This is a genomic window from Sphingobium lactosutens DS20 (assembly GCF_000445105.1).
GTDB classification, from domain to species: Bacteria; Pseudomonadota; Alphaproteobacteria; order Sphingomonadales; family Sphingomonadaceae; genus Sphingobium; species Sphingobium lactosutens.
In genome coordinates this window covers 50,450-64,105 of the sequence record NZ_ATDP01000073.1, presented here as the reverse complement: position 1 = coordinate 64,105, position 13,656 = coordinate 50,450, and the positions used below count along the sequence as shown (strand labels likewise).

At 62.7% G+C, this 13,656-nt stretch carries 13 protein-coding genes and 2 tRNA genes; 9 read left to right on the top strand and 6 right to left on the bottom strand.

All coding sequences use genetic code 11. The features are described 5' to 3' along the window. Positions 1-46: 46 nt before the first annotated feature. Both RLDS_RS34580 and rsmD read left to right on the top strand, forming a co-directional pair. Positions 47-955 carry a pseudouridine synthase gene (locus RLDS_RS34580; protein ID WP_031297601.1) on the top strand — a complete coding sequence of 303 codons (909 nt, stop codon included), beginning with the start codon at positions 47-49 and terminating at the stop codon, positions 953-955. Continuing rightward, positions 952-1,488, top strand: a complete 537-nt coding sequence (gene rsmD / locus RLDS_RS34575; RefSeq protein WP_021225017.1) for a 16S rRNA (guanine(966)-N(2))-methyltransferase RsmD — start codon at positions 952-954, stop codon at positions 1,486-1,488. The genes RLDS_RS34580 and rsmD overlap by 4 nt, the downstream gene beginning before the upstream one ends. A 79-nt stretch (positions 1,489-1,567) precedes the next feature. Here the strand turns inward: rsmD and RLDS_RS55865 are convergent, their stop codons facing one another. Further along, positions 1,568-2,017 (bottom strand): hypothetical protein, encoded by a 450-nt coding sequence (locus tag RLDS_RS55865; protein ID WP_021225016.1) that lies wholly within the window; start codon positions 2,015-2,017, stop codon positions 1,568-1,570. 123 nt (positions 2,018-2,140) lie between these two features. Next, positions 2,141-2,539: a GFA family protein gene (locus tag RLDS_RS34565; RefSeq protein WP_021225015.1), complete on the bottom strand. Its 399-nt coding sequence runs from the start codon at positions 2,537-2,539 to the stop codon at positions 2,141-2,143. Between the two features lie 102 nt (positions 2,540-2,641). Here RLDS_RS34565 and RLDS_RS34560 point away from each other — a divergent pair, with 102 nt between their 5' ends. After that, entirely contained in the window at positions 2,642-4,918 is a 2,277-nt protein-coding gene (locus RLDS_RS34560) for an ATP-dependent helicase (protein ID WP_031297600.1), read from the top strand. A gap of 14 nt (positions 4,919-4,932) precedes the next feature. Here RLDS_RS34560 and RLDS_RS34555 read toward each other — a convergent pair whose 3' ends face one another. The 4 genes from RLDS_RS34555 to RLDS_RS34540 form a co-directional block, all read right to left on the bottom strand. Beyond that, positions 4,933-6,327 carry a BNR repeat-containing protein gene (locus RLDS_RS34555; protein WP_021225013.1) on the bottom strand — a complete coding sequence of 465 codons (1,395 nt, stop codon included), beginning with the start codon at positions 6,325-6,327 and terminating at the stop codon, positions 4,933-4,935. 144 nt (positions 6,328-6,471) lie between these two features. Beyond that, a tRNA-Ala gene (locus RLDS_RS34550) sits at positions 6,472-6,547 on the bottom strand. A 155-nt stretch (positions 6,548-6,702) separates the two neighbouring features. After that, a tRNA-Ala gene (locus RLDS_RS34545) sits at positions 6,703-6,778 on the bottom strand. Positions 6,779-6,867: 89 nt separating this feature from the next. Beyond that, complete coding sequence (locus tag RLDS_RS34540; RefSeq protein ID WP_009821851.1) at positions 6,868-7,203, bottom strand: TIGR02300 family protein; 336 nt, start codon at positions 7,201-7,203, stop codon at positions 6,868-6,870. A 177-nt stretch (positions 7,204-7,380) separates the two neighbouring features. Between RLDS_RS34540 and aroA the strand changes: the two genes are divergently transcribed. The 6 genes from aroA to RLDS_RS34510 all read left to right on the top strand — a co-directional run bounded on the left by aroA (position 7,381) and on the right by RLDS_RS34510 (position 13,338). Next, entirely contained in the window at positions 7,381-8,691 is a 1,311-nt protein-coding gene (gene aroA / locus RLDS_RS34535) for a 3-phosphoshikimate 1-carboxyvinyltransferase (protein ID WP_031297598.1), read from the top strand. Next, positions 8,688-8,936 (top strand): CBU_0592 family membrane protein, encoded by a 249-nt coding sequence (locus RLDS_RS34530; RefSeq protein WP_021225011.1) that lies wholly within the window; start codon positions 8,688-8,690, stop codon positions 8,934-8,936. Before aroA ends, RLDS_RS34530 begins: the two co-directional genes overlap by 4 nt. After that, on the top strand, positions 8,933-9,577 hold the full coding sequence (gene cmk / locus RLDS_RS34525) for a (d)CMP kinase (protein ID WP_021225010.1): 645 nt from the start codon (positions 8,933-8,935) through the stop codon (positions 9,575-9,577). Before RLDS_RS34530 ends, cmk begins: the two co-directional genes overlap by 4 nt. A gap of 163 nt (positions 9,578-9,740) precedes the next feature. Beyond that, positions 9,741-11,453 (top strand): 30S ribosomal protein S1, encoded by a 1,713-nt coding sequence (rpsA, locus tag RLDS_RS34520; RefSeq protein ID WP_021225009.1) that lies wholly within the window; start codon positions 9,741-9,743, stop codon positions 11,451-11,453. Positions 11,454-11,611: 158 nt separating this feature from the next. Then, positions 11,612-11,902 carry an integration host factor subunit beta gene (locus RLDS_RS34515; RefSeq protein ID WP_021225008.1) on the top strand — a complete coding sequence of 97 codons (291 nt, stop codon included), beginning with the start codon at positions 11,612-11,614 and terminating at the stop codon, positions 11,900-11,902. A gap of 188 nt (positions 11,903-12,090) precedes the next feature. Next, positions 12,091-13,338: a tyrosine-type recombinase/integrase gene (locus RLDS_RS34510; RefSeq protein WP_021225007.1), complete on the top strand. Its 1,248-nt coding sequence runs from the start codon at positions 12,091-12,093 to the stop codon at positions 13,336-13,338. The last annotated feature ends 318 nt before the right edge of the window (positions 13,339-13,656 follow it).

Sequence of the window (13,656 nt, the reverse complement as noted above, 5' to 3'; positions counted from 1 at the left end):
TTCCAGAGATATGGGGATGGCCAGTGGCAAGAAAAAGGAATTGACCGTGGAACCGCCGAAAAAATCCGGACCGCCCCGTCGCGGCGCAGGCGCCGGTGGCCCGAAGCGTCCCGTCGGCCCGCGATCACGCCACGCTACGGCCAAGTCAGCCAGCCGGTCGCCGCGCCCGCTGCAGGATGCCAATCCGCATCCAGCGCGCGCGGCCGCCGCCGCGTCCGGCAAGGGCGAACCCCAGCGTATCGCCAAATTGCTGGCCCGCGCCGGAGTCGCGTCCCGTCGGGAGATCGAGCGGATGATTGCGGAGGGCCGTATCGCTCTGGACGGCGCGCCCGTTGACACGCCCGCAACGCTGCTGACATCCTTGCATGGTGTCACGGTTGATGGCGTCGCCATCGCGGCCCCCGCGCCGACCCGGCTGTTCCTGTTCCACAAGCCCGTCGGATGCCTGACGACAGAGCGAGACCCGGCGGGGCGGCCGACGATCTATGATCGCCTGCCCGACGGATTGCCGCGGGTCATGCCGATCGGGCGACTGGACATGAATACTGAAGGGTTGTTGCTGTTGACGACCGATGGCGGGTTCAAGCGGCAGATGGAATTGCCCGCGACCGGCGTGCCGCGCACTTACCGCGCGCGCGCATTCGGAGAGGTCAGCCAGCAGCAACTGGAAGATTTGTTCGACGGGCTGGAAATCGACGGCGTCCGCTATGGGCAAATCGAGGCCAATCTGGAGCGCCGGACTGGCCGCAACCAATGGATCGAAATGACGCTGACGGAGGGCAAGAACCGCGAGGTCCGCCGGGTGCTGGAGCATCTGGGCCTCAAGGTCAATCGCCTGATCCGCACGGCGTATGGCCCCTTTGCCTTGGGTGAACTGGCGGTAGGCGCGGTGGAGGAAGTGCGGCAGCATGACCTTATCCTGTTCCGCAAGACGTTGAAGGGTGGCGCGGCATGAGGATCATTGCCGGCCAATGGCGCGGTCGGCCGCTGACCGCGCCCAAGGGAGACGCCACGCGGCCCACGGCAGATCGCACGCGCGAAACGCTGTTTTCCATGCTGACCAGCCGGATCGGATCCTTTGACGGCCTGGCGGTGGGGGATTTTTTTGCCGGGTCGGGCGCCCTGGGGTTCGAAGCCCTGTCACGCGGGGCGGCGACATGCCTGTTCGTCGAACAGGACAGAGCGGCGCTGGATGCGATCCGCGCCAATGCTGACCGCTTCGGGGTTCGTCCCGACATTCGTCCGTCCAATGTATTGTCGCTGGGGCCCGCCCCCGCGCCGCTGGACGTAGTTTTCATGGACCCGCCCTATGACACGGGCGCGGGCCAGGTTGCGCTGGACAAGCTGGGGCGATTGGGCTGGACGGGACCGGCAACCTGGATTTCAATCGAAACCAGCCGGCGCGAGGATGTCACGGTAAAAGGCTATGTGATCGACGTCACGAGGGAAGTCGGCAAGGCGCGATTGACGCTGCTGCGACCCGAATGACGAAAGGCATATGAAAGGGCCGGCCCGAATGTGACGGGCCGACCCTCATCATCCCTCTTAGGGCATCTATTCGGCTTCTTTAGCCCGGCTTGCGCATCCGGCGCGCCTGGCCGGGATTGATGCAGCTGTCCTGTACGGTACGCGAGCAAACGGGGTAATCCTTTGCCTCGGTCGGGGGCGGCGTCATATTACCCCCCATGGTCACGGGATTTTCCGCTGAGCCCATCGGCGCGGCCGGATCGCGGGGCGCATTGGCGGGAGCCGGCATCATGCCCGGATCGGCCGGGACCGCCCCGGTCGGCTGGCCAGCATTAGGGTCCGCGGGCATGGGCATGGACGATCCATCAGGCTGCGCCGGCATATTCGTCGCCGGATTTGTGGGCGGCGTCGGCATGGCTGGATCGGTCTGCGGTGTCATCGCCCCAGCGGGCGGCTGACCGGCCGGCGCCATCGCGTCTTGCGCAAGGGCCGTGCCGGAAATTGCAGAAACGCCGAGCATGGCGGCGCCTGCCAACAGGAACGCTTTCATCGGGAATATCCTTTCCTCTTGTCTTGCCCCGGCGACCGCTCGTTTGAATGACAAAACACCCAAAGCGGAAAAGCCGTTCCCGAATGATAATGAAATATGCGGGGTCGACGCCCCGGTTCCGGTTCAGGGGCCGCCGGGATAGCGATCGAACCTTGGCAAATCCTGCATCGCCTTTGCCCAGGGCGCCGCTTCGGCCCATTGGATATGCGCTTGCGGCGGAAGCGCATCCTGGTCGTCCAGTGTCGCGGTTTGAATGTCGATCCCGCCGGGAAAGATGACGGGGTTGCGATAAAAAAGCCCGGTGCCGCAGGTCCCGCAAAACTGACGAACCGCGTTTTCGGATGAGCGATAGCTGACCGGCTCGCCGCTGATGATGACCTTGTCCTCGGGAAACAATGCCCACCCGACCATCGGCGCGCCGGCGCTCGCCCGGCAATCGCCGCAGTGGCACAGCGCGCTATAGGCCGGATCGCCCTCTACGGTGTATCGAATGGCGCCGCATTGGCATTGGCCGGTCAGCATGGCAGTCCTCCCTTGCATGATTCCCCTTTTGTTCTCATAGAAAGCTCTGCCATGCAAGGCCCTGCCCTTGCCCCCATCCCTGCTCGACCCTAGTTGATCGCCATGACGCTCCCCGCACCTTCCCCCAATGATCCGCCCTATCTCAAAGGTCTCAACGTGCCGCAGCGTGAGGCTGTGTTGACGACAGAGGGGCCGGTGCTCGTGCTGGCGGGCGCGGGAACGGGCAAGACCGCGGCGCTGACCGCTCGGCTTGCGCATCTCATCGGTACGCGGCGCGCTTGGCCATCGGAAATCCTGGCGGTCACCTTCACCAACAAGGCCGCGCGGGAAATGCGCGCGCGCGTGGGGGCGATGATCGGCGACGCGGTCGAAGGAATGCCCTGGCTCGGCACCTTCCATGCCATCGCCGCGCGGATGCTACGGCGTCATGCGGAACTGGTCGGCCTGCAATCCAACTTCACCATTCTCGATACCGATGACCAATTGCGTCTGATGAAACAGTTGATCCAGGCGGAGGGTATTGACGAAAAGCGGTGGCCTGCCCGCCAATTGGGCGGGCTGATCGACCAGTGGAAGAACAAGGGGCTGACCCCCGAGGAGGTGAGCGCGGGCGAAGCGGAGGGCTATGCCCATGGCAAGGGGCAAAAACTCTATGCCGCCTATCAGGCGCGCCTGCGTGACGTGAATGCGTGTGATTTCGGTGACTTGCTGCTGCATGTTCTGACGATCTTAAAAAAGCATCGCGACGTGCTGGAGCAGTATCAGCAGAAATTTCGCTACATCATGGTGGACGAATATCAGGACACTAATTCCAGCCAGTATCTCTGGCTGCGGCTGTTGGCGCAGGAGCGGAAGAATATCTGCTGCGTGGGCGATGACGATCAGTCCATCTATTCCTGGCGCGGCGCAGAGGTCGCCAATATCCTGCGGTTCGAAAAAGATTTTCCCGGCGCGACGATCATCCGACTGGAACAGAATTATCGGTCGACGCCACATATATTGGGCGCGGCGTCGGGCGTCATCGCCGAAAATGGCAATCGCCTGGGCAAGACGTTATGGACCGACATCGACGTTGGCGAAAAGGTCAAGGTCATCGGCGTATGGGACGGTCCCGAAGAAGCGCGGCGCATCAGCGAGGATATCGAGGCGATCGAGCGGAGCGGCGGGTCGCTGGACGATGTGGCCATCCTGGTCCGCGCCCAGCATCAGACGCGGGAATTTGAAGATCGCTTCATTCAGATCGGCCTGCCCTATCGCATCATCGGCGGCTTCCGTTTCTATGAGCGCGCCGAAATCCGCGACGCGCTCGCCTATTTGCGGCTGGTCAACCAACCGGCGGACGATCTGGCGTTCGAGCGGATCGTCAATGTTCCCAAGCGCGGCCTGGGCGATAAGGCGGTGGAGAAACTGCATCGCCTCGCCCGCGCGCAGGGGATTCCCCTTACCCTCGCCGCCGCCCGGATCCTGGACACGGACGAATTGACGCCGCAGGCGCGCCGGTCGCTCGGCGCTTTCATCGGCGATCTGGCGCGGTGGCGCGATCGCGCGGGGCAGTTGCCCCATGCCGAACTGGCGCGGCAGATATTGGACGAGAGCGGCTATACCGCGATGCTCCAGGCCGATCGGACGACTGAGAGCGCCGGGCGGCTGGAAAACCTCACCGAATTGACGCGCGCGATGGAGGAATATGACACGCTGGGTGCCTTTCTGGAGCATGTCAGCCTGGTGATGGACAATGAGGCGCAGGCGGAGGAGCGCAAGGTCACGATCATGACCATTCACGCTGCCAAGGGCCTGGAGTTCGAGCATGTGTTCCTTGCCGGATGGGAGGAAGGGCTGTTCCCGTCGCAGCGGGCGCTGGATGAAGGGGGCCTCAACAGCCTGGAGGAGGAGCGTCGGCTCGCCTATGTCGCCATCACGCGCGCGCGGCGACGCTGCACCATCCTGCACGCCGCCAACCGCCGCATTTATGGCCAGTGGACCAGTTCCATCCCATCCCGCTTTGTGGGGGAACTGCCCCCCGAGCATGTCGAGGAGGAAAGCAGCATGAGCGGCGGCGCGTCCTTGTGGCGCGCCAACTGGTCCGAACGCGAGGACCCCTTCGCCAATGTCGCGCGCGGCACCGGCCGGGGACCGGGCTGGCAGCGTGCTCAATCGTCGGGCCAGTTCAGCAAGGAGCCGGTCCGCATCGTGGAAGCGCGGTCCTCCGCCGTATCGCTGGGCAATAAGGGACGCAGCGACGTGAGCATAGGCCTGCGCGTCTTCCACCAGAAGTTTGGCTATGGGACGGTTGCGGAGATCGAGGGCAACAAGCTGGAGATCGATTTCGAAACCGCTGGCCGCAAGCGCGTGATGGACAGTTTCATTTCCATCGCCTGACCATCGCGCGCCGCTCAGTCGGGGGCAGGCACCCACAGCAGCGGCGAGGCTGGCGGCTTGCAGGCGACAGGCGCTTGCTCCGTACAGACGTGTGGCCTGTCCTGATTGACGCCCTGCGCGAACCACCGCAATTCGCCCTCGGTCGGACCATCCATGCCGTTCTGGCGGACCTCAACCTTGCGAACGGTCGCCTTGTCCATGCCCTGGGGGATTTTCAACGTGACGTCGGGCATCGGTTTCGCACGCGCGCTACTCGCATTCGGGCCGACATCTGGCTGCCATGGCTTTGCCATCAATGTATCAGGATCAAGCAGCAATTCGGTCTGGACGCCAGCGATGACCGCGCTGACATGCATATCGCCGTTGGCGCGCGTCTCTCCAAAACGGAACACAGGCAGACCCGGCATGCTTCCGCCGCCGGAAACCTTCACCGCCGTCTTGCCGGCGACGATCGTCTTTTCGCGCCAGGCACCGTTCACTCTGGTCGCCGCGACAACGCCGCTTTTTTGGCCATCGACGAACTTGGTATAGAGCAAGACCGGTTTCCCTGACCGGCTGATCTGGAGCAAGGCATTGTTGACCAGCCCATGCTGCACGCCGGGCGCATCGACCATTTCCATGGTTTCCGGCGACAACGGTCCGTTGACGCGTTGCCCCCCGACATCCCATAGGCGAAAGTCGCGCGTCGACGCATAGGTCAGCGCGAAATTGGTCGCGACGTCGGGCGTCCGACGCCACACCACGGCAACATGGAATCGCCCCGACCCGTCCTTTACAAAGGCAGTAGGATAGGCGTTGACGGGACCTTTGGCATCGCGATCAGCAAATAGCGCGCCGATGCGTTGCCATTTGCCGTCGTTCCATATGTTGAGCAGCCAGCTACCGTTTCCGGACATCCCATCGCGATAGAGAAACAGCAGGTTGCCCGCGTCATCATGCATGAATTGGGGATAGGTAGCCGAGGCTTCATTGCGCCCGAGCATCGGCTGCAACCGGACTGCGTTCAGGTCATCCAGCGGACCTCGCGCATATACAAGCGGGCTGGCGTGCATGTTGCCGGCGACATGCACCGTGTCAGCATCGTCGATCGCCACGACCAGCGCGTTATGCGCGTCCCATCCGGCGAAGCGAGACGCAAGGCGCTTATGGCAAAGACGCTGCGTGTCTGGATCATAGGTCGCGAGCGTCAGATAGCGCTCCGCATCATAATAGGCCGCAACCAGCTGGCCGTCTTTGCTCACCGCCGAACCGAAGGGCACATCCGTCCCGCTCCACGCCTGGCCGATGGGCAGCGCCCCATTGGACTGGCGGGGCGGCGCTGCCTCGCACAAGTCATTGGAGCGCGCATCCGAAGCGCAGCCCGCCGCGGCCAGAGCGCCGGCGCTCAGCAGGGAAAGATAGAATTTCATCGCGATGCCATCTCCTGTTGCGACGGCTTAACCCTCGAACAGACGGTTCGGCTCCGCAAGCAAGAAAGACAGGGCGGCAAATGCGCGTCCGCAACAGCCATGCGCTACCAGCTCCGGTCGCAATGGTCAGATTTCATGCAATTTTGGTGGAGCCTAGCGGGATCGAACCGCTGACCTCCTGCATGCCATGCAGGCGCTCTCCCAGCTGAGCTAAGGCCCCATCCTGCGCGGCCGCGCCGCAGCAATCAGGTCAGGCCATGTCCGGAAAACCGTCGGCCAAATAATGGTGCAGCCCCAGACTAAGGTCCGCCCTGCGCTGACGCTTCGGGAGTTTTGCCGGCAAATGCCCCTGGACATTTCCCTGATCGGCAAAACTGGTGGAGCCTAGCGGGATCGAACCGCTGACCTCCTGCATGCCATGCAGGCGCTCTCCCAGCTGAGCTAAGGCCCCGTCACCAACCCGAAGCGCCGCTTGGGCCGGCGCTTCGGAGGTCGCTGCCTCTAGGATCGTCAGACCCCATTGGCAAGCGGAATTTTCAGTTAATTGTCGTCATTGTCGTCGTCATTGCCGGCTTCGACGCCCAGGTCGTCATCACCGCCCAGATCGACGTCATTGTCCGGGGAATCATCGTCATCATCGACGTCGATATCCAGATCCAGATCATCGTCGGCCGTTTCCCGCTCACCGTCGGCAGTTTCCACCACCTTCTTGGGCGCTTCCTCATAGGGCAAGGGCTGCTTCGACTTCAGCACCGGCTCGGGCTCCCAGGCGGTGTTGCAATTGATGCAGACCACCGGGTCGTCCTTGCCCAGATCGTAGAAGCGAGTCGCGCATTTCGGGCAGGTCCGCTTCGTGCCCCATTCAGCCTTCACCATGTCCGGCCTGTTCCTTCTTCGATGCTCAAACAGAAATCACGCGGCGCAACAGTCTGGTCGCCCGCGAAACGAGGCGCGCCTTGCCATAGGCAAACCCCGCTGTCAAAAGCCGCGGAGATTTTTTCCGTTCCATGACAAGGGGCATTTGTGACCCAGACCCAAGACCAGCCTATGCCCATGACCTTCCGCGCGGCGCCCCCGCTTTCGGGCAACGTCACCGTGCCGGGCGACAAGAGCATATCGCACCGGTCGCTGATGCTGTCCGCTCTGGCGGTCGGGGAAAGCCGGGTCGAAGGACTGCTGGAAGGCGAAGACGTGCTCGCCACCGCCGCGGCGATGCGCGCCATGGGCGCCCTCATCGAGCGGGACGCCGACGGCGTCTGGCATATTCATGGCGTGGGCGTCGGCGGCCTGTTACAACCCGAAATTGCGCTCGACATGGGCAATAGCGGCACGTCGACGCGGCTGCTGATGGGCCTGCTCGCCAGCCATGACCTGACCGCCACCTTCACCGGCGACGCTTCCCTGAGCAAGCGCCCGATGGCGCGGGTGACGGAACCGCTGGCCCAAATGGGCGCCAGCTTCACGACCAGCCCCGGAAACCGCCTGCCGCTAACGATGAAGGGCGCGTGCCCGGCGGTGCCGCTGGATTACGAGTTGCCCGTCGCATCGGCGCAGGTAAAGTCGGCCATCCTGCTGGCCGGTCTCAATACGCCAGGCATCACGCGGGTCGTCGAGCCGGTCCCGACGCGCGACCATAGCGAACGCATGCTCCAGGGTTTCGGCGCGGACCTGACCGTCGAAACGCAGGCCGATGGCACACGGGTCATCACGCTTGTGGGTGAGGCTGAACTTCAGCCGCAGCAGATTATCGTGCCGGGTGACCCCTCCTCCGCCGCCTTCCCGATGGTCGCGGCGCTGATCGTGCCAGGGTCCACAGTGACGATCAGCAATGTCGGACTCAATTCCACGCGGGCCGGGCTGATCGACCTGCTGCGCGAAATGGGGGGGGCGATCGAGGTGGTGAACCAGCGAGAAGTTGGCGGCGAGCCGGTCGGCGACCTCCTCGTCACCGCCTCCGCGCTGCACGGCGTCGAACCCGATCCCGCCCGCGCGCCCAGCATGATCGACGAATATCCGGTCGCCTTTGTCGCCGCCGCCCTGGCCCACGGGCGCAGCGTCTTTCGAGGGCTGGAGGAACTGAGGGTCAAGGAATCCGACCGTATCGCCACCATGGCCGAAGGTCTGCGAGCCATAGGCGCGCGGGTGGAGGAACTGGAAGACGGCCTCATCATCGAGGGCACGGGCGGGCATTTGCTGCCGGGCGGCGGACCGATCGCGACGAAGCTGGATCATCGCATCGCCATGAGCTTCGCCATTGCAGGCCTCATGTCCCATGACGGCGTGACGATCGACGACATGCGCCCGGTGGCCACCAGTTTCCCGACCTTCATATCATTGCTGCGTCAATTGGGGGCGGTGGCATGACGCTCGACCTTGCCAATCTGGTCGGCCTTGCCGGCAGCGCGCTCATGGTGGTGGCCTATGCCTACAGCAATATGGCCCGGCAGCTGAATTTCGTCATTTTCAATCTCCTCAACCTCGTTGGATCGCTGCTGCTCATCTGGTCGCTGACGGTCCATTTCAACATGGCGTCGATGGCGCTGGAAATCGTCTGGGCAGCCATCGCGCTGCTCGGACTTGGCAACGCGCTCCGCAGGAAAACACAATGATCATCGCCGTGGATGGCCCCGCCGCATCGGGCAAGGGCACAATCGCCAAGGCATTGGGCCGCCATTATGGGTTGCCGGTGCTGGATACGGGTCTGCTCTACCGCGCAGTCGGGTTGTCGGTGCTCAAGGCCGGCGGCGATCCGGACCGGGAGGAGGATGCCCTCGCCGCCTGCGATTTCGGCGATGCGCTCCTCGCTGATGCTGCTCTGCGCAGCGAAGCGGTCGGCAGCCTCGCCAGTCGCGTATCCGTGCATCAGGTCGTGCGCGACGCGCTCGTTCAGCGGCAGCGCGACTTTGCCACCCAGCCGGGCGGCGCGATCCTGGACGGGCGTGACATCGGCACGGTCATCGCACCTGATGCCGACGCCAAGATTTTCGTGACTGCCAGCGTGCACGTCCGCGCCGAACGGCGTTACAAGGACGCATTGGCGCATGGTGGACATCCCGACATGGACTCGCTGGTCGCCGACATTCAGGCGCGCGATACGCGCGACATGAGCCGCGATCACGCCCCGTTGCGCGTCGCCGATGGCGCGGACTTGCTCGACACGTCGGATTTGACTATAGAGTTGGCCGTCCAGCGGGCGATCGCGCTTGTGGACGCCCAGTTGGAAGGTCGCTCTCCTCGAGTGACCCGATAAGGCGCGCGGATTTTCCGGGCGCCCTTTTCGCTTTTCTCGACGGCGCGTCCCTTAGCCCTCAACCCATTGGATACGCGGCGGGTATTCGGCCTGACGCGTAGTTTGGCCAAAGACCACCGGACACAACCGGTTGGCCAGCAATGACGAGTGAAGGAACGACTTAATGGCCTCTACGGCATTTCCCTCGCGCGACGATTTCGCCGCGCTGCTCAATGATTCTCTCGGTGGCGAGGATGGCGGTTTCGAAGGCCGCGTCGTCAAGGGCACCGTTACCGGTATCGAAAACGACCTGGCCGTCATCGACGTTGGCCTGAAATCCGAAGGCCGCGTGCCGCTGCGCGAATTCGCGATGCCCGGCCAGAAGGCTGACCTCAAGGTCGGCGACGAAGTCGAAGTCTATGTCGACCGCGTCGAAAATGCCCATGGCGAAGCCATGCTGTCGCGCGACCGCGCGCGCCGCGAAGCCGCCTGGGACAAGCTGGAATCCGAATTCACCGAAAGCGCCCGCGTCGAAGGCGTCATCTTCGGCCGCGTCAAGGGTGGCTTCACCGTCGACCTTGACGGCGCCGTCGCGTTCCTTCCCGGCAGCCAGGTCGATATCCGCCCCGTGCGCGATGTCACGCCTCTGATGGACATTCCGCAGCCCTTCCAGATCCTCAAGATGGATCGTCGCCGCGGCAACATCGTGGTGTCGCGCCGCGCCATCCTGGAAGAAACCCGCGCCGAACAGCGCAGCGGCCTCATCCAGACGCTGGCCGAAGGTCAGATCATCGAAGGCGTCGTCAAGAACATCACCGATTATGGCGCGTTCGTCGACCTGGGCGGCATTGACGGCCTGCTGCACGTCACCGACCTCAGCTACAAGCGCATCAATCATCCCAACGAGATGATCAACATCGGCGACACGGTGAAGGTGCAGATCATCCGCATCAACCGCGACACGCAGCGCATCTCGCTGGGCATGAAGCAGCTGGAAAGCGATCCGTGGGAAGGCGCGAGCGCCAAATATCCGGTCGGCGCGAAGCTGACGGGCCGCGTCACGAACATCACCGAATATGGTGCCTTCGTCGAACTGGAGCCGGGCATCGAAGGCTTGGTCCATGTTTCGGAAATGTCGTGGACCAAGAAGAACGTCCACCCCGGCAAGATCGTGTCGACCAGCCAGGAAGTCGAAGTCCTGGTTCTGGAAGTCGATCCCGAGAAGCGCCGCATCAGCTTGGGCCTCAAGCAGGCGCAGTCCAACCCCTGGGACAGCTTTGCCGAGCGTCACCCCGTCGGTTCGACCGTCGAGGGCGAAGTCAAGAATGCGACCGAATTCGGTCTGTTCATCGGCCTGGACGGCGACGTCGACGGCATGGTGCACATGTCCGACATCGCATGGGGCATTTCGGGCGAAGACGCGCTGGCGCTGCATCGCAAGGGCGAGACGGTTCAGGCCGTCGTTCTCGACATCGACGTCGAGAAGGAGCGCATCAGCCTTGGCATGAAGCAGCTTGAGCGTGGCGGCCCGGCCGCTGGCGGCACCGCGGCTGCTGCCGCTGGCCTCAACAAGAACGCGATCGTCACCGTGACGGTTCTGGAAGTGCGCGACGGTGGTCTGGAAGTCCAGGCCGGGGAAGACGGCGCTGCCGGCTTCATCAAGCGCAGCGACCTTGGCCGCGACCGCGACGAACAACGTCCGGAACGCTTCCAGGTCGGCCAGAAGTTCGACGCCATGGTGACGGGTTTCGACCGCGCCAAGAAGCCGACCTTCTCGGTCAAGGCGATGCAGATCGCCGAAGAGAAGCAGGCCGTGGCACAGTATGGCTCGTCCGACAGCGGCGCGTCGCTGGGCGACATTCTGGGCGAAGCGCTCAAGGCCAAGACCGAAGGCTGATCCCTTCAAAACCTGTAGGCGAAAGGCCCGTCGAACCGCGTGTTCGGCGGGCCTTTCTCATTATGACACAATCGCAACGATAATGTAGCGGGCAATTGTCAACGCCTTCCAAAAGCAGTATGAAACGGCAGGGAACAGCAGAGGGGCGCTGGACACCAATGATCCGTTCGGAACTGATTCAGAAGCTGGCCGAGGAAAATCCGGGACTGACCGTGCCGGAGGTTGAGCGGATCGTCGATCTCTTCTTCCGTGAAATCGTCGATCGTCTGGCGTCGGGCGGCCGAGTGGAATTACGTGGCTTTGGCGCCTTCACGACCCGCGCCCGCGATGCCCGAACGGGGCGCAATCCCCGGACCGGCGAGCAGGTGCCCGTATCCGCCAAGCGCGTTCCCTATTTCAAGCCGGGCAAGGAAATGCGCGAACGCCTGAACAGCGGCAGCGAAGCCTGATTTCTGCGACTTGACCTGATCGCCGCGCCGGCTATGGCCGTGGCTTATGCGGACGTGGCGAAATCGGTAGACGCAGCGGACTTAAAAACCTAGATTCTGCTTGATTTTTTGCAGTTTTCTGCCATTTTTGAAGGGTAAATGAGCTAGCGCATATCTAGCACATTTAGCGCAGTAGGAGGCGCTACCTCATGGCAGAAGCGACACACGAAATCCTTGGCGGCAAGGTTCAGCTTTTCCAACGGCCCAACAGCAAGCGGTGGCATTGCCGCGCCAGCATCGGCGGCGCACAACACCGCCACAGCACCAAGCAAACCTCCCTCGCCCAAGCGAAGGACGTAGCCGAGGACTGGTATCTGACCCTCGCGGGCAAAGCCGCGCGCGGAGAGATCAAGACCGGAAAAACCTTCCAGTTCGCGGCGGAGCGATTCTTTGTCGAGTTCAAGATACTGACCGAGGGGCAGCGGAGTCCTATTTACCTCCAACGTCACCGCGAGCGACTCGACCTCTATCTGATCCCTTTCTTCGGTTCGAAGGTGCTGACGGAAATCACATCCGGCATGATTCAGGATTACCGTATCGACCGGATGAGCAAGGGTAGCTTCACCAAACCAAAGATTGGTGAATCGACCGACCCGGCCAAGCGACCGCGTAACGGCAAGCCCCCATCGCGTAGCACCTTGCATCAGGAAATCGTCTGCCTGCGCCAAGTTCTAAAATACGCCCGCCGCCATGGCTGGCTGGAACTGATGCCGGACCTATCCGATCCCTACCGGGCACCCAGCAAGATTTCACATCGCGCCTGGTTCTCCCCCACTGAATATCAGGAGTTGTATGAGAAGGCGCGGGAACGCGCAGCCGAGCCCAAGAAGGAACGTTGGCGCGGAGCCTGCGAAGACCTGTTGGACTACATCCTGTTCATGGTGAACACCGGACTGCGGCCAGATGAGGTAAAGCGTCTGGAACTGCGCGACATCGAGATCGTACCGGATGGCCCCAAGGGACAGCGCATCCTTCATATCGCCGTGCGGGGCAAGCGCGGCACCGGCTGGGCGAAATCCATGCCGGGCGCGGTGTATCCCTTCACGCGAATGAAGGAGCGGCACAACCTCCAGCCGACCGATCTGATCTTTCCGAAGTTGCAGCGTGACCTCTTCAATATCCTGCTGGACGAGCTGAACATGAAAAAGGATCGCGAGGGCAACCCTCGCACCTTCTACAGCCTGCGGCATACTTACATCTCCATGCGATTGCTGGAGGGGGCAGACATCTATCAAATCGCCAAAAACTGCCGCACCGGCGTGGAGATGATCGAAAAATACTACGCCTCCCATATCAAGGATATGATCGACGCCCACGCGATTAACGTGGTCAAGCGTAAGCCAAGGCAGAAGCCTTCCGCTAACGATAGCCAAGGTAAAGATGCTGGGAACAACTGACACATCCTGCTTGGCGACGGCCCTTCCCCCGACTATAGCTGCCCATGGCTATGCGGGCGTGGCGGAATCGGTAGACGCAACGGACTTAGGCCATTGAGTGCGCGCGGGGAAACCCGCGACGTAGAACTGCTCAAAGTCGGGGAAACCTTTTATCTGGCAATCCCGAGCCAAGCCCGAAAGCCTCGCTTTTGGGAAGGTGTAGAGACTAGACGGGCAGCACCTACACTCCGGCCAGCCGGGGCATGGTGAAGGGATAGTCCAGACCACAAACGCCCCTGCGGGCGGCGGCGAAAGTCGTAGCTGGTAAGAAAATCCGTC